This is a genomic window from Mycobacterium sp. (assembly GCF_036488105.1).
Classification (GTDB): Bacteria; Actinomycetota; Actinomycetes; order Mycobacteriales; family Mycobacteriaceae; genus Mycobacterium.
The window spans coordinates 14,444-29,936 of record NZ_DASXHW010000062.1 but is presented as its reverse complement, the minus strand read 5'-3'; the positions used below and the strand labels follow the sequence as shown (position 1 = coordinate 29,936).

At 64.4% G+C, this 15,493-nt stretch carries 14 protein-coding genes and 2 pseudogenes; 8 read left to right on the top strand and 8 right to left on the bottom strand.

Annotated elements, in window-relative coordinates:
* From VGH54_RS03380 to VGH54_RS03360, 5 genes and pseudogenes are all read right to left on the bottom strand, one after another.
* A pseudogene (locus tag VGH54_RS03380) lies at nucleotides 1-97 on the bottom strand (alpha/beta hydrolase); the annotation flags it as partial.
* A gap of 146 nt (nucleotides 98-243) precedes the next feature.
* Nucleotides 244-894, bottom strand: a complete 651-nt coding sequence (locus tag VGH54_RS03375; protein WP_331510517.1) for a maleylpyruvate isomerase family mycothiol-dependent enzyme — start codon at nucleotides 892-894, stop codon at nucleotides 244-246.
* A gap of 59 nt (nucleotides 895-953) precedes the next feature.
* Nucleotides 954-1,387: pseudogene (locus VGH54_RS03370) on the bottom strand (DUF5990 family protein).
* Nucleotides 1,388-1,407: 20 nt separating this feature from the next.
* A complete protein-coding gene (locus VGH54_RS03365; RefSeq protein ID WP_331510516.1) occupies nucleotides 1,408-1,866 on the bottom strand; it encodes a hypothetical protein in 459 nt (152 codons plus the stop codon).
* 50 nt (nucleotides 1,867-1,916) lie between these two features.
* Nucleotides 1,917-2,714, bottom strand: a complete 798-nt coding sequence (locus VGH54_RS03360; RefSeq protein WP_331510515.1) for a HugZ family protein — start codon at nucleotides 2,712-2,714, stop codon at nucleotides 1,917-1,919.
* Nucleotides 2,715-2,817: 103 nt separating this feature from the next.
* Here VGH54_RS03360 and VGH54_RS03355 point away from each other — a divergent pair, with 103 nt between their 5' ends.
* Both VGH54_RS03355 and VGH54_RS03350 read left to right on the top strand, forming a co-directional pair.
* Nucleotides 2,818-3,645 (top strand): LLM class F420-dependent oxidoreductase, encoded by an 828-nt coding sequence (locus tag VGH54_RS03355; protein WP_331510514.1) that lies wholly within the window; start codon nucleotides 2,818-2,820, stop codon nucleotides 3,643-3,645.
* Nucleotides 3,646-3,722: 77 nt separating this feature from the next.
* On the top strand, nucleotides 3,723-4,622 hold the full coding sequence (locus tag VGH54_RS03350) for a class I SAM-dependent methyltransferase (protein WP_331510513.1): 900 nt from the start codon (nucleotides 3,723-3,725) through the stop codon (nucleotides 4,620-4,622).
* Nucleotides 4,623-4,680: 58 nt separating this feature from the next.
* On the opposite strand, the gene VGH54_RS03345 is transcribed toward VGH54_RS03350, so the two are convergent.
* Both VGH54_RS03345 and VGH54_RS03340 read right to left on the bottom strand, forming a co-directional pair.
* A complete protein-coding gene (locus tag VGH54_RS03345) occupies nucleotides 4,681-4,977 on the bottom strand; it encodes a hypothetical protein (RefSeq protein ID WP_331510512.1) in 297 nt (98 codons plus the stop codon).
* Nucleotides 4,978-5,213: 236 nt separating this feature from the next.
* Nucleotides 5,214-5,783, bottom strand: a complete 570-nt coding sequence (locus tag VGH54_RS03340) for a helix-turn-helix domain-containing protein (RefSeq protein WP_331510511.1) — start codon at nucleotides 5,781-5,783, stop codon at nucleotides 5,214-5,216.
* 69 nt (nucleotides 5,784-5,852) lie between these two features.
* On the opposite strand from VGH54_RS03340, the gene VGH54_RS03335 reads away from it, so the two are divergent.
* The 6 genes from VGH54_RS03335 to VGH54_RS03300 all read left to right on the top strand — a co-directional run bounded on the left by VGH54_RS03335 (nucleotide 5,853) and on the right by VGH54_RS03300 (nucleotide 14,256).
* Nucleotides 5,853-6,785 carry a TauD/TfdA family dioxygenase gene (locus VGH54_RS03335; RefSeq protein ID WP_331510510.1) on the top strand — a complete coding sequence of 311 codons (933 nt, stop codon included), beginning with the start codon at nucleotides 5,853-5,855 and terminating at the stop codon, nucleotides 6,783-6,785.
* A gap of 318 nt (nucleotides 6,786-7,103) precedes the next feature.
* Nucleotides 7,104-8,690 carry an MFS transporter gene (locus VGH54_RS03325; protein ID WP_331510509.1) on the top strand — a complete coding sequence of 529 codons (1,587 nt, stop codon included), beginning with the start codon at nucleotides 7,104-7,106 and terminating at the stop codon, nucleotides 8,688-8,690.
* Nucleotides 8,691-8,999: 309 nt separating this feature from the next.
* Nucleotides 9,000-10,112, top strand: coding sequence for a sulfate ABC transporter substrate-binding protein (locus tag VGH54_RS03315; RefSeq protein ID WP_331510508.1), 1,113 nt, complete (start codon nucleotides 9,000-9,002; stop codon nucleotides 10,110-10,112).
* Nucleotides 10,109-11,905, top strand: coding sequence for a SulP family inorganic anion transporter (locus VGH54_RS03310; protein WP_331510507.1), 1,797 nt, complete (start codon nucleotides 10,109-10,111; stop codon nucleotides 11,903-11,905). The genes VGH54_RS03315 and VGH54_RS03310 overlap by 4 nt, the downstream gene beginning before the upstream one ends.
* 33 nt (nucleotides 11,906-11,938) lie before the next feature.
* On the top strand, nucleotides 11,939-13,000 hold the full coding sequence (locus tag VGH54_RS03305; RefSeq protein WP_331510506.1) for a ketopantoate reductase family protein: 1,062 nt from the start codon (nucleotides 11,939-11,941) through the stop codon (nucleotides 12,998-13,000).
* Nucleotides 12,997-14,256: an APC family permease gene (locus VGH54_RS03300; protein WP_331510505.1), complete on the top strand. Its 1,260-nt coding sequence runs from the start codon at nucleotides 12,997-12,999 to the stop codon at nucleotides 14,254-14,256. The genes VGH54_RS03305 and VGH54_RS03300 overlap by 4 nt, the downstream gene beginning before the upstream one ends.
* Here VGH54_RS03300 and VGH54_RS03295 read toward each other — a convergent pair.
* On the bottom strand, nucleotides 14,253-15,470 hold the full coding sequence (locus VGH54_RS03295) for a GNAT family N-acetyltransferase (RefSeq protein WP_331510504.1): 1,218 nt from the start codon (nucleotides 15,468-15,470) through the stop codon (nucleotides 14,253-14,255). The two genes, VGH54_RS03300 and VGH54_RS03295, sit on opposite strands and share 4 nt — an antisense overlap.
* Nucleotides 15,471-15,493 lie beyond the last annotated feature (23 nt).

Below are 15,493 nucleotides of genomic sequence, written 5' to 3'. Positions count from 1 at the left end.
GTTGCGGGAAGCCGTGCAACAGCACCACGACAGGTCCGTCAGCCGGTCCGGCGTCGCGGACATCGAAGGTCAGGTCATTGCGGCGGTATTGCTCCATCCGTCAAGCATGTCCCATCCGTATGCCAAGGCGCCGCCCCACCCTCCAACCGAGGTGTATTACAGGTACCGGCTTTGCGATCAGCATGACCCAGCTCGTCGACGTGAGCGCCGTCAACCGCGATATCCGTTGGGGGTATATCGAATTCAGGCGTCGGCGCCGCGTATTCGCGCCCGAAGGAGTTGCACACCGGGACCGCTGAGCTCGTCCAGGTAGGGCGGGCGACCCGCCATGGCCATCACCAGTGCGGTAGTCGATCCGGTGACCAGCGGGCCCCGTCCGCCGACGAACGGTCCGTCGTCTGCCCGCAACTCGAGGTCGGCAACATGGCTACGGCTCGGGACGGCGAAGTTGCGGTGGGCGAAGAATTCAGCGACCGGCGTCAGAGCGTCGAGGCTAGGCGTCCGCGTCAGCCCCAGCGGCCGGCGAATGTCTTGGGCGTGCACCACGACCTCGCCGAGGTAGGCCGGAATATGAGCTGAGGGCGCGGTGGTGCTCTCGACGATTGCGCGGAACCGGTCGAGTGTCTCGGCGGGTGTGCTGCCACGGTGCTCGGCCAGCCGACGTTGGTTGTGCACGGCAGGACGAAAACGCGCGACGGCCATGCTGCGCAACCACTTCCACTGACCCAGGCTCGCCGCGGCGGTCAGGTGCGCGACGACCTCCTCAACGTCCCACTTCCCGCACAAGGTACGGTGCCGCCACTGCTCGTCGCTGAGGCAGGAGAGGTCGTCCGCAAGCGCCGCACGTTCGGCGTGCGCCAGTGCCCACAAGTGGTCGTCTTCAGGCTTCGCCATGTCGTCCTACTCCGTCGGGGGTGTTGTCATTCGACATAGACCTGAGCCGACCGCAAACCTCATCGAGTTTCGCTCGAGCCCCAGCGAATCTGCGGCGGCTTCACCCGCGCGCACAACGGATGACCTTTGGCATCGGTGAGACCGAGGTCCCGACCAGAGTCCCGGATGCCGCAGCCACGGCCAGCACATCGGCGGGTACGTCCGCGAGCATCAGTTTCGCGCGCCGAAACAACGTGAAGTGACCGTCACCGTCGACGCTGCCCCAGCTGAGGTAGATGAAGCGCGCTCCCGGTCGCCCCTGAATATGCGGTCCGCGGATGTCGGTGCCGTCCACCGAACAGTCCAGCGTCCAGGTCGCTGACGGTGCATCGCCCCGGTGGAGAGCCAGGAGTTCGTCGCGAGAATTTCTCCGCTGCACGCCCACGTGGATGTTGGAGTATCCGGGGAAGTTATCGCCGGCTCCGCAGTCACGCCCGGGGAGCTGAGTTCCCACGATTCGGATCTGCACGTGCCTTAGCCCGGGTTGGCCGACCGACGGACGGCTCGCACAGCTGAGACATTCGGCGGCAAGTCGAGGTCGTCAACGACGGGAGCGACGCCGTGCTCGATCGCTCGCTTGAGTAGGTGCGCGTCGCGTTGTTGGCGACGGTAGCCCGCCGCGTAGATGCGCCCGGTGATGCGTTCGAGCCGATCGACGTCTTCGCCCCTCTCGGTGCGAGCGCGAAGCTGGTCCGCCCTCGCATCGATGTCAGCGTGGAACTCGTCGGGATTGTCGAACGCCGCCACCACGACATGTCGACGCTCGCGACGCTCCGCGTCGTAGCGGTAGTGCGCCACGACCCAGCGGGCAATGGTGTCGTCGTCTGGATCCACCTCGGCCACGCTGGCAGCATACGGCCGCCCGGAATCGACGAATAGCTGTCGCAAGTAATTCGGACGCGGCGGGAAGAATCCGGTTGCGCTGTCGGGCACGGCATGAGCGTGCGGGTCGCCGCAATCGCAGCCAAGGAAGTAATCGACTTCTACGTTTGAGAAGCTGCGCGCGCTAATTCTGCTGTGACCGAACGTAATTGGCTGGCGGAACTCAGCGGCTCCGGGAACCCGACCCGGGTGTAGGCAACCCCGCGCGGCGTGTGCACCCGTAGGTCGAGGCCGTAGCGGTCGATGTCGGTGCACACCGCGTTCGCGGTATCCGGATAGCCGCCGAATACCTGGGCCATCGCCACCAGGGCGTCGGGGTGATCGGTGTTGAGGTGAGCGATCGCTCCGGCCGCCGCGGGCGTCACCGGATCCGGTTCCGCGGCAAGGTATTGCGCACCGGTGGCCGAATCCATCCGGCCGTACCCGCCGACCCAGCGCACCCGCTCGACCTGGAGCACCCAGAGCCTGAAGTCGCTGAACTCCAGGTAGAACCGGGAAGCCGGCACCGCATGCAGGTACGCCGCCCGGGCAGCGTCCTCGTCGGCGGCAGGAGGCGTGACGCTACCGGCCAACGTGATCCGGCCAGTGGCCAACGGGTCTGCATCGCTGCTCGCGGTCACGATCGACAAGCTGGCGCGCGGGTTGGCGGCCAGGTTGCGGCCGTGCTCGGCCAGGTTCGACACGCACAGCACCGGCGCGCCGTTCAGCAGTCCATACGCGACCAGCGATGCCCATGGATCACCGTCGGCGGTCAACGTGGCAAGCGTGGCAGCATTGTTCGCGGCAGCGATGGTGCGAGCCTGCTCGGCCGGCGACGGCCGGGACGAGTTTGTCGGCGGCTGGAGCGGCGGCGGCGCCGACGGCGCATCTCCAACATCTCCATGATCGCGGCTCACCACAACCGTGAGGCTACTGCCATCACCGAGGCGCCTCCGGAATAACCCGAACGGTCGGGGCAGTTGGACTGCCCGGTTGATCGGTTGATAGCGGAAGGAAACGCAGATGCGTTTAGGAGTGTTCACGTTTTTCAATGACACGGCCGTCGCACCGGTCGACGTGGCTGTCGCCCTCGAGACGCGTGGCTTCGCGTCACTATTCGTGGCGGAGCATTCCCACATACCCGTGAACGCAAAAACTCCGTACCCGATGGGCGGTCCGATCCCGCCGCAGTACTACCGGACGCTGGATCCGTTCGTCTCGCTGACGGCGGCCGCGGTAGCCACCGAGTCGCTGCTGGTGGGCACCGGCATCGCGCTGGTTACCCAACGCGACCCGATCCAGACGGCCAAAGAAGTGGCCTCACTGGACCTGGTGTCGCAGGGGCGCTTTCTATTTGGCGTGGGCGTGGGCTGGTTGCGGGAGGAGATCGCCAACCACGGTGTCGATCCCCGCGTGCGCGGCCGCGTTATGGATGAGCGACTCCGCGCGATGATCGAGATATGGACGAAAGACGAGGCGGAGTTTCACGGTAAGTATGTCGACTTCGAGCCGATCTACTGTTGGCCCAAACCAGTGTCCAAGCCGCATACACCCGTGTACATCGGGGGCGGACCCGCGAACTTCTCCCGCATCACCGAACTGGGTGCCGGCTGGCTGTCGCTGAGTCCGTCGGCCGACGCGCTTGCTGGTGACCTGGCGGCGCTGCGCGATCTCGCCGGACCCGACGTCCCGGTGGTCGCCTCGCACATTGGGAAGGTGACAGCCGAGGTTTTGGGCGGCTATCGCGATCTCGGGATCGAACACGTCACCGTCGAATTGCCGACCCTGCCCCGCGACGAGACGTTGCGCCGCCTCGATGCGCTGCACGCCGAATACGCCAAGCTGGGCTAGCTTTTCGCAGCCCCTTCGACTGACGTGCTATAGTTAAATAGACTAAGTAAATCCCAGACGCTGAAAGGGCTCTCCACATGGCTCGTACTGACAACGACACCTGGGATCTGGCATCCAGCGTGGGAGCGACCGCAACCGCAGTCGCCGCGTCACGCGCGATGGCCTCCCAAAATCCCGACGCGCTGCTGAACGACCCGTGGGCCGATCCACTGGTACGCGCGGTCGGCATCGACACTTTTGTGAAGCTGATCGACGGCGAGATTGGTCACGCAGACGATCCGTTGCTGAATCGTCGGGCGATGAGCGAACAGATCGCCGTGCGCACCCGCTTCTTCGACGACTTCTTCGTGCACGCGGGCGAGGCGGGTATCCGGCAGGCCGTGATCCTCGCATCAGGTTTGGACACCCGCGCCTACCGCTTGCCATGGCCGGACGGCACCAAGGTCTTCGAGATCGACCAGCCTCAGGTCATTGCGTTCAAGACGCGGACTCTTGCCGACCTCGGTGCCGAACCCGCTACCGAACGGACCACAGTCGCAATCGATTTGCGCGAGGACTGGCCGGCGGCATTGGTCGAAGCTGGATTCGACCCGAAACTGCCGACGGCCTGGAGCGCTGAAGGTCTGCTGGTCTACCTGCCGCCGGACGCCCAGGATCGGCTGTTCGACAACATCGCGGGCCTGTCCGCACCGGGCAGCCGCATCGCCACCGAACACATGGACCTGCGGGATGTTCCAGCGGACTGGGCAGACCGGCTCACTGAGCGATCACGTCGCATCGGGTCCAACATCAACCTGGCCGAGCTGTTCTACAGCGGGGACCGCAATCCTGCCGCCGAGTATCTCAAAGACCACGGTTGGCACATCGACGTCCAGCCAACCTCGCAGATCTATGCGGTCAACGGATTCGAGCTGCCCGACGACGAGCTGGCTTCGTTCGGCGACGGCTCTGGTTACCTGACGGCGACGCTGGCGTAGGCGCCTCGACGGCTAACGTGATGTCTCGCTGGTACGCCTGAGCGCCAACGGGTTTGACTCAGGTCTGCAGCGTGTTGAGTCTTTCCTCAACCTGGAGCGCGTGCAACGCGTGCGACGCCGTCTCGTAGCCCTTCACGACGCCCTCTAATCGTGCGGTCGAGCCGTCGAAGCACGCCCAGTCGAAGACGGCTTGGCAGACATGGTCAGCCAGGCTTCGCAGGATGCCGTCGCGAGGAGGGTTGTCGATGACCTTGATCGCGGCCGCGCACAGCGCTCCCTTGTCGACGGTGTCGCTGCGCAGTGCTTGGTGAGCCAACGACATGAGGTCGCGGGTTTGGCCTCCCTCGAAGTCCATAAAACTCCTTGCCTATCATCGATTCTCAGCCCTGTGCCGGTCAAGTGCGCTGTGCATCAGTCGAGTCGTAACCTAACGAACAACGGGCACGTACCGGCCACGTTCCGATAACAGACCTACATCTTCAGTGATGGGCTGCTACGCAATCCGCAAGACGCGGACGGCAACTACAACCTGGCGATGATCCGCGGCGACCGCAGCTACCGGATCACCGGCCACCGCGGCACGAGCGCATACTATTGAGCTGCAACGATTTTGGCAATCTGCTCGGCGACCGCCGCTCGTATCTCGTTGTCGTCGAGATCCTGTAGCCCGAACGCGACCCGCAGCGTCGGTCCCATGAGTCCCCATCCGACTTGCAGCGCCATCCCGTGGGCAGCCAGCAGTCTCGCGGTGCGGTCCTCGGTATGACCGGCTCGCACCTGGTCCAGAAACGCTTCCATACCGGGAAATCGCTGCTGGAGTTCTTCCACCGGAAAGCCGTCGAGCGTCGAGCGCACCATGACGCGTGCCTGAAATTCGTAGGTGGCCTCGACTTCGGCCTGCGATGCTCCGGACGCGCGTAGGGCGGCAGCGGAGTCGGCGAGATACTGCAGCGTGGCCGCCAGCAGTTGGCGTTTGCTGCCGAAATGGCGGTGCAGCAGGCCGTGATTGACGCCGGCTCGCGCGGCGACCTCGCGGATAGATGTCGCGGCTGGGCCCTTTTCGGCGAACAGCTCGCTGGCTGCTTGTAGGACGGCGGCGCTGACCTCGTCTTTACCAATTGGCTTCGCCGTGGTTGCAACCGTTGCCTCCGATGTAGCCATCTGTGTACAGTAGCTGACAATGCGGTGTACACAGGTGCCTACATTCCGATACGTCGACAAGGAGCAGCTGTGAGCAGTGAACTTCGCGTAGTGAAGCTGAGCGAGAACATCGGGGCGCGTATCGACGGGGTGCGCCTCGGCGAACTCGACGGCGACACCGCGGTCGCGATCAACCAAGCGCTGATCACCCACAAGGTGGTGTTCTTCCGCGGGCAGACGCATCTCGATGACGACTCCCACTACGCATTCGCCGAGAGCCTGGGCGTTCCCACGACGCCGCACCCGACGCTCAAGTTCGAGGGCGGCCGGGTGATGCGACTGGAATCCATCGGGGGCAGCGGCGCCAATCAGTGGCACACGGATGTCACGTTTGTTGACCGGCCGCCGAAGGCCTCGATACTGCGCGCCGTCGAGCTGCCGGCCTACGGCGGCACCACCACCTGGGCCTCGACTGTCGCCGCGTACCAGCAGCTGCCGCAGCCCCTGCAGCAGCTCGCGGACGGCCTGTGGGCAATGCACAACAACGCATTCGACTATGGCCAGGTGGACCCTTCGAAGTTAGCGGCGCTGGAAGCTGACCCCGAAGCGGTATTGAAGTACGCAGCCGAGTTTCAGTCCACCCACTATGAGGCGCATCACCCGGTGGTCCGTGTTCATCCGGAGACCGGCGAGCGGTCGCTGCTGCTCGGCAACTTCGTCAAGTCCATCTTGGGGGTCAACGGCGCCGAGTCGCAGGCGTTGTTTCGGATCTTCCAGGATCGGATCACTTGGCTGGAGAACACAATTCGATGGAACTGGGAACTCGGCGATGTCGCGATGTGGGACAACCGTGCAACCCAGCATTACGGCGTCTCCGACTTCGGCAATCAACGCCGCACCATGCACCGGATCACACTTGCGGGCGACATTCCCGTCAGCGTGCATGGCGAACGCAGCCGCGTCGTCGCCGGGGACGCCAGTGACTACTCGATCGTGGACACCCCGAAACCACTTGTGGCCTAAGCCGAGGCGGCGATCGGCCCGCTTTGATGCGGACCCTCGACATCGCGACGTACACATCGCCCTCCTCGGGAGACATCGACGGGATTGCTCGACCACAAAACCGCCGTGATCACCGGCGCCAACTCCGGCATCGGCCTGGCGAGCGCGGCCGAGGCGCTACGACGAGTGTTTGCCGAGCAGGTGGCGCCCAAACTGATCACCGCCACCTGCGCCGGCGTAATCCCGCCGCGCCCACTCCAAACGAGACTGTTAGTCTCGAAACCAAGACCCTCCAGGTCTCGGACAGCGCAGCTTGACGCTGAAAGGGGGTGACGGCGTGTGGCCAATGCTTTGACCCAGCCAGGCCAAGACAACGATTTCGCTCTCGCCGGCTTGTCAGAGCGGGCCCGTGTCTGGCTCCTCACCGTCGCGTGCTTCGGCGTGCTGCTGGTGATCTCCTCGATGGTGGCGCTGAACACCGCGCTTCCTGACATAGCGATCGCGACCTCGGCCACCCAGACCCAGCTCACCTGGGTTGTGGACAGCTACACCCTGGTGCTCGCCTGTCTGCTGCTGCCGGCCGGCGCCCTCGGCGACCGCTACGGCCGGCGCGGCGCAATGCTGGTAGGCCTCGCGATATTCGGTGCCGCGTCCTTGGTGCCGGCCATCTGGTCGCAACCCCTGATCATCATCGTCTCCCGCGGGCTTGCCGGTGCGGGCGCGGCGTTGATCATGCCCGCCACGCTGTCGTTGATCACCGCCGCTTACTCCAAGGAGGAGCGGAACAAGGCAGTCGGCATCTGGGCCGGTGTCGCCGGATCGGGTGCCGTCATCGGGATGCTCGGATCCGGTGGTCTGCTGAATTTCTGGTCCTGGCACTCGATCTTCTGGGCCTTCGCGGGTGCGGCCCTGACCATCTTCATCCTGACGTTGACCATCGCGAGTTCGCGGGATGCCGACGCCAAGCCGTTGGACTGGCGCGGCGCGCTGGTCATCGGCGGCGCCGTGGCGACACTCGTCTTCGGCATCCTCGAGGCACCCGCGCGTGGGTGGACCCACCCACTGGTGATCATCAGCATCGGCGTCGGACTGCTGCTGAGTCTGGCGTTCGGCTTTGTCGAAGTGCGGCAGCGTTATCCGCTGCTGGATGTGCGACTGTTCGCGGTTCCCGCATTCGCCACCGGTGCGGCCACCATCACGGTGTTCTTCCTGTCGATGTTCGGCTACATGTTCCTGCTCATGCAATACATGCAACTGATCCTGGGCTACAGCCCGAACAAGACGGCGTTGGCGCTGAGCCCGATCATGGGCCCGATGCTGATGCTGTCCGTGCTGTCTTTCTGGTATCTGCCCCGACTTGGCCTGCGCGCGGTGATATTCAGTGGACTCCTGCTGATCGCGACCGGGGCGATCTGCATGCTCGGCATCAAATCGGGTTCACCCTATTGGCGGGCGGCGTGGCCGATGTTGGTGATGAGCACCGGTATCGGATTGTGCACCGCGCCGACGACGTCGGTGATCATGACGACCGCGCCTGATGACAAGCAGGGAGTGGCCTCAGCGGTCAACGATGCCAGCCGGGAAATCGGTGCCGCGCTCGGCATCGCGCTCGCTGGGTCGATGCTGGCCGCGCGGTATGCGAAGGCGTTGGCTCCCAACCTGATCGGATTCCCGAAACCGGTGGGGGACGCCGCGAGCACGTCACTGGGCCAAGCGCTCGAGGTCGCGCGACGGCTGGGACCGGCGGGTGCCCGACTGTCGGAGGTCAGCAAGACGGCGTTCATCGACGCGATGCATTCGTCGCTGTTGGTGCTCGGCGTGCTGGTAGCCGTCAGCGCTGTCCTGATCGGGCTGTGGGCACCGGGGCGTGACGACCAACAGTTACGGCCGGTGCGTGAATTGCTGGCGCGGCGGCGCCCTAAGTAGGTGGCGCCTATGTCACCGCCAAGTTCGGATTGCGCGGAATCACCAAATCTGCCCCAGTAGAGCTGGCGCGCTACAACATTCGGGTTAACTCGACCCACGATCTAGCCGCCAGCAGCGGACAGATAAGCCTGATCTGCACAAATGGGGCAACCGTCGAATTGAAAGGCGGTAATCACCCTGTCGGACTGGGCCATTGCGATCAGCCTGATTTACACCGCTGTGTATTCAAGGTTCGGTCGATAGTCTCCAAAATTCAGTCGCCGGTAGCCGGCAACTTTCACGATTCCGGTGATGGGTATGGAGGCGGCAATGACAGAGCCCGCGCAGCCAGCGTCGCGTTGGCGCAACGTCCTCTCCTCCGTGCCCCGACTCAATATCGTCGGCATTGTCGCCATCGTCGTAGCCGCCAGCCTCATCGCGATCCACAACCTGCACCACGACAATTCGCCCAACCAGATCCTCAATGTCTCCTACGACCCGACCCGGGAACTGTACGCGGCAGTGGACAAGACATTCGCCGACCAATATCGGCGGCAAACCGGTGTGACCGTGGAAGTCAAGCAATCTCACGGTGGTTCGGGCCGGCAGACCACCGACGTCATCAATGGAAAGCAGAAAGCCGACGTCGTTTCGCTGGCGTTGCCGAGCGACGTCGACGCGCTGCGTAGACGCGGGCTGATCGCACCCAATTGGCAACAGCGGCTGCCCAATAACTCTGTGCCGTATACGTCGACGATCGTGTTCGTCGTCCACAAGGACAATCCAAACGGCATTCACGATTGGCCCGACCTAATCAAGGATGACATCGAGATCGTGAATCCCGATGCGCGCACGTCTGGCAACGGCAAGCTGAGCGTCCTCGCCGCCTGGGGGTCGGTGACGACGCGCGGTGGCAGCGAAGCGCAAGCGTCCGACTTCGTCAGGGCCCTTCTGAGCCACGTTGTGGTCGCCGACCCGGGCGCCCGCAGCGCGGCCATCAGCTTTGCCACCGAGAAGGTCGGAGACGTGCATCTCACCTGGGAGAACGAGGCGCTGCGCGAGGTCGCAGAAAACAAGGACGAATTCGAAATCGTCTATCCGCCAGTCAGTATTCGCGCTGAACCGGCGGTCGCCTGGGTCGATGCGAATCTCGAGAACAAGAAGATCGCGTCTTACGCCAAGGCGTATCTGGAATACCTCTACACCGATGCCGCCCAGGAGACCGCCGCGCAATACGGCTATCGGCCGATCAAGCCGGAAATCCTGGCCAAACACAACGACCGGCTGCCCGCCATCGAGCTGTTCCCGATCACCGCGATCGCCAAAGACTGGTACGACGCGCGCGAGAGATTTTTCGGCAATAACGGCATCTACGACGTGGTTTCCTCGGCTCCGGCGAGAAACGCGTCCGCACACCCTCGGCGAAAGACGAAGACGCCATGAGCATTTCGGACAGATTCCGCAGTCTGAACTACACCGGAGACAAAGCCCGCCGGGATCTGATCGCCGGGCTGACGGTTGCGGCGGTGTCGCTGCCACAGGGCATCACCTATGCGTTGGTGGCCGGCGTCGATCCGAAATTTGGCGTGTATTCGGCGATCGTGGTGACCTTCGTCGCTTCGGTGTTCGGATCATCCTCCCACCTGGTCAACGGACCAACGAGCGCGATTTCGTTGCTGGTGTTCAGCTCGCTGGCATTCATAGATCCCGAGAATCGCACCGTGTTGTTTGAGGCGCTGTTTCTGCTCGGCGTCCTCGTCGGCGTATTCCAGATCCTGATCGCCGTGTTCAAGCTGGGTGATCTGACTCGATACATCTCCGAATCAGTCATCCTCGGTTTCCTGCTGGCAGCAGCCATCCTGATCGCGATAGGTCAGCTCGGCAACGCGCTGGGGGTGAAGGACCAGGGCAACGGCCGGCAGTCGGTGCTGAAACGTACCTACCTCACGCTGTTCCACGGTGATGCGCTGAACTACCGCGCGCTGGTCATCAGCACCGCGACCGTGGTGTTGGCCATCCTTTTGCGGAGGCTGGTCAAACGCTACGGTCTGCCGCAACTGGACCTGCTGGCGGTGCTTATCTTCGCCGCCCTGATCGCGTATCTGGCCGGGTGGTCGACGGAAGACCACACCGGGAAGACCGCGGTAACGCTGACCGCGAAAATTCCGCAGAGCCTGCCGCTGCCGCACATCCCGTCCGTGCAATTGAGCGAGGTAGGTCAACTCTCCGAAGGTGCGCTGGCCATCGCCTTTATCGGACTGCTCGAGGCGCTGTCGATCGCCAAAGCCATTGCCTATCAGAGTGGGCAGAAGATCGACTACAACCGGCAGATCATCGCGGAGGGCCTGGCGAACCTCACCGGCGGCTTCTTCCAGGCCCTGCCTGGCTCGGGTTCGGTGACGCGCTCCCCGATCAACTACCAGGCCGGCGCGGTGACCCGGTTCTCCGGCGTTATCGCATCGATTGGCGTCGCCGTCGTCGTGTTGGTGTTCGCACCGCTATTGCATTACATGCCGCGGGCCGCGCTGGCCGGACTGCTGCTGATCACGGCCGCAAGGCTGATCGACATCAAGCGATTGAGTTACGCCATAAAGGCATCGCGCTACGACGCGGGACTCGTCCTTCTTACCGCGTTCACCGGCGTGCTGATCGACTTGGACACTGCGGTGCTGCTCGGTGTCGCCCTGTCGATCCTGCTGTTCGTGCCACGCGCAGCGAAGCTGAAGGCCAGGGAGCTTGTGGTGGCACCGGAACGGGTGGTCCGTGAAAGGGTGCCCGGCGATCCGGTCGACCGGTCGATCATCATCTACGACTTCGAGGGCGAGCTCTTCTTCGGCGCCGCACCCGAACTCGAACGCTATCTCGAAGCGCTGGGCGAGCGGATCAAGGAAGAGGACATCAAGTTCCTGGTGTTGCGGGTCAAGCGGGTGCGCCATCCGGACGCTGTCGTCATCGAGCGGATCGAGAAGTTCGTGCGGGAAGAATCCGACCGCGGCGTTACGGTCCTGCTCGCAGGCGTGCAAGCCGACCTGTGGACGCTGCTGACAAATGTCGGATTCGACAAGTGGTTCCCCTCCGACCGGGTATTCCCCGAGGAAGACGAGGAATTCTCGGCGACGCTGAAGGCCGTCCGCTACGCCCACGCGCTAGGTGGCTTCGATGAATCGGGCGCGCAGGTTCCTGCCGAGGCCGTCGCCACCAACGGCGATTCCAAGCACTACTACTACCTGGTCTGACCCGCTCGTGGTCCGCAGACGTACTCTCGCCCAATGGCATTGGACGAGACGCATGAACCGGGAGTAAACGGGCGCCGATACGTCATCGTCGGGGCGGGAGCAATCGGCGGCACGGTGGGCGGAGTGCTCGCTCGGGCCGGTGTCGCCACCGTGCTGGTCGCCCGGGGCCGCCACGCCGAGACCCTGGCAACCACCGGCTTGACGCTGAGGACACCCGACGGCATCTTCCACACGCCGGTCAACGCGGTGTCGGGCGCCGAGCATCTGCAGTTGACCCCCGACGACGTGCTGGTGTTCACCACCAAGACGCAGCAACTGGACGCGGCCCTGCAGCAATGGGTCGATCAGCCGGTCCACGGCCCCAACGGAATCATCGGCACCGCGGGCGACCTGCTGCCGGCGCTGACCGCCCTCAACGGCGTTGTCGCCGAAGAGAAAGCGCTGCGCTATTTCCGGCGGGTATTCGGTGCCTGTGTCTGGTTGCCTGCCATGCACCTCGAAGCCGGCGAGGTGATCGTCCGGTCCTGGCCGGTGGTGGGCCAGTTCCACATCGGACGCTGGCCGGCGCAGTGCAAATCACCGGCTGACGGCGAACTGCTGGCCGAGGTGAACACGACGTGGAGCGCGGCGGGTATCCACGTGCGCGTAATCGACGATGTGGCTCCATGGAAGTACAACAAACTACTGAGCAATCTCGGCAATTCGGTGGGCGCGCTGTCCGCCGACGGGGCCGATACCACCGAAGTGGTTGCGGCGCTGCGCCGCGAAGGCGAATACGTATTACGGTATGCGGGAATCGAATTCACCTCGTTCGAGGTATCCATCGCGGCCCGAGCCGACGGACCGACGCCGCGGCCGGTGCCCGGCTCGAATACCGGTGCAAGCAACTCCACCTGGCAGTCGCTGAGCCGCAACACCGGCAACGTCGAAACCGACTACTTCAACGGCGAGATTGTCCGGATCGCCCACCAGCACGGCATCACCGCGCCGCTCAACGCCGCGCTGGCGCGGGCGTCGCGCGAAGCAGTACGCAATCGGCTTGGGCCGAGCCACTTTTCCGCGGCGCAACTCTCAGAACTACTGGGCAGGCCATGACCGACCGGCCCGATCGAGAAGGCCGTCCTCAGTTGGAGCGCCGACTTGGGACCGCCGACGCCGTCGTGATGGGTCTGGGTTCGATGGTGGGCGCCGGCGTGTTCGCGGCACTGGCGCCGGCCGCAGCGGCGGCGGGCAACGGCTTGCTGATCGGCCTGGCGGGTGCGGCGGTTGTCGCATATTTCAACGCGACGTCGACGGCGCGCTGTGCTGCGCGCTATCCCGAGTCCGGCGGCGCTTATGTGTATGGGCGCAAGCGACTCGGTGAGTTCTGGGGGTATCTGGCCGGGTGGGGCTTTATTGTCGGCAAGACGGCATCATGTGCTGCGATTGCCTTGATCGTGGGCTCTTACGCCTGGCCCGCTCGAGCCCATGCGATCGCGGTTGTGGCGGTCATTGTGCTGACCGCCCTCAACTACACCGGGATGCAGAAGTCACTGCGGGTGACGCGGATCATCGTGACCGTGGTGTTGGCGGCGCTGGCAGGATTTGCGGCCGTCGCGATGACGGCCCCGCACACCGACTTCGGCCGAATCGCCATCGGCGCCGACGCGAGCGTCCACGGAGTGTTGCAGGCGACCGGATTGCTGTTCTTTGCGTTCGCGGGTTACGCGCGAATCGCGACCTTGGGTGAAGAGGTGCGCGACCCGGCGCGCACCATCCCCCGCGCGATTCCGGTCGCGTTAGGCATCGCGCTGATCGTGTACGCGGTCGTCGCGGTTGCGCTGCTGGCCGTGTTAGGTAGCCCGCAGCTAGCGCAGTCCGCTGCACCGATTGCTGATGCGGTGCGCGCCGCCGGTATAGCCGGATATGAGCCAGTGGTGCGCGCCGTCGCGGTATTGGCGGCGCTCGGATCGCTACTTTCGTTGATCCTGGGCGTCTCTCGGACAACATTCGCGATGGCGCGCGATCACTATCTACCACAACAGCTTTCCGCCGTACATCCCACGTTCAAGACCCCATATCGTGCGGAGATCGCGGTAGGGCTCGTGGTGGCTGTCCTAGCCGGAACCGCCGATGTTCGGAGTGCCATAGGCTTCTCGTCCTTTGCGGTCCTGGTCTACTATGCGATCGCCAACGCCTCGGCGTGGACGCTTGGCGGCAGAATAGTTCCTACGCTGGGATTCTTCGGCTGCATCGTGATCGCCCTGGCGCTGCCGCTCACGGCGGTGATCCCCGGCACCGCCGTACTTCTCGCCGGTGCGGCCGTTTACGCGCTGCGTCGCGGCCGATCGACCGGAAAAGTGCGGCGCTAGAAGAAGAATCCGGCGTGTGGTGCTTCACGAACCGCGAACAGCTGCTCGGCCGCCGCGAGCGCTGCCGGATCGTCCGCGTGGGCCAGCCCGGCGACGGCCAGACTGCGCCATGTCGCCCCGCCGAGCAACACGGCCGCAAGGCCGGCCACGTCGACGCGAACTTGCGGGCGCCGGTCGGTCTGTTCGCAGCCGTCTCCGGTGATAGCCATGGTGATCGAATTCTCCGGCATTAGCGGGTCGTCGACGGCGACGACGACATCCCCGGTGCCCTCGTATTGCCTTGCCGACAATGCATTCTCGACATCGACGACGCGTAACCACGTTTCATCGTGGGTGGCGGCCACCCGTGCAGCGCGTCGATCGAGCAGCAGCCATGGCAGTGGATCGTCGACCGGCAGCATCCAAAACAGCACGCGATCAATGAGATCGAGCCCGAGAAGAAATCGCAACAGTCCGAGGTAGGCGGTGGCATCGGGTGCGAAGAAGTCCTCCACCACGATGGTGCGCTGATCGCTGACAAACCATTTGTCGGTGTCGATCGGTCGATACCGAGCGAACCCGGTTTCGGCGCCCGGCTCACCGTGCACCGCGACATACCAAGGCTGCGCCGATGATTCGGTCCGGAGCCGTACGCCCTGCCACCACACATTCGGGCGGTCGATGGTTCCCGGACGTGACGGTCGATTCTCGGTGTAGATCCGGGGCAGCAGGTCCCACACCCGCTCGGCGTCCAGCAGACGCACCGGGCCCCCGGCCCCCAGACCGGGGCGAAGTTCTGCCCGCGCCGTGTGAACCTCGATGGATTGCGACGAGCTCGCGACGCCGTAGCCGTACCGCTCGTAGATGGTCGCCTCCGAAGCCCGCAGGGTCGCGACGGTCTCCCCACGCGCGGCGACGTCGTGCAGCTGATGACGCATGAGATCGGTGGCGATGCCCTTGCGGGTGAACGACGGTAGAACCCCGACGTGCGTGACCGCGGCGTGCCCGACGATGATTCCGCCGGGAAGGGTGAGCCCGCTCGTCACGGCATCAGCGGTGCCAACGAGTTGGGCGTTGACGAATGCGCCGATGGTTCGGCCCCGTTCCAGCAGTGTGGCGATCTGTCCCGGTGCCAGACCGGCCAAGGGCGGGAAGCCGATCATCGAGGTGCGGAACAGATTCGCCGCGGCAACGAGGTCGCCTTCGCTGTCGAGCATACGGATCTCGGTGGTCATACCGACATCATGTCTCGCGGCAT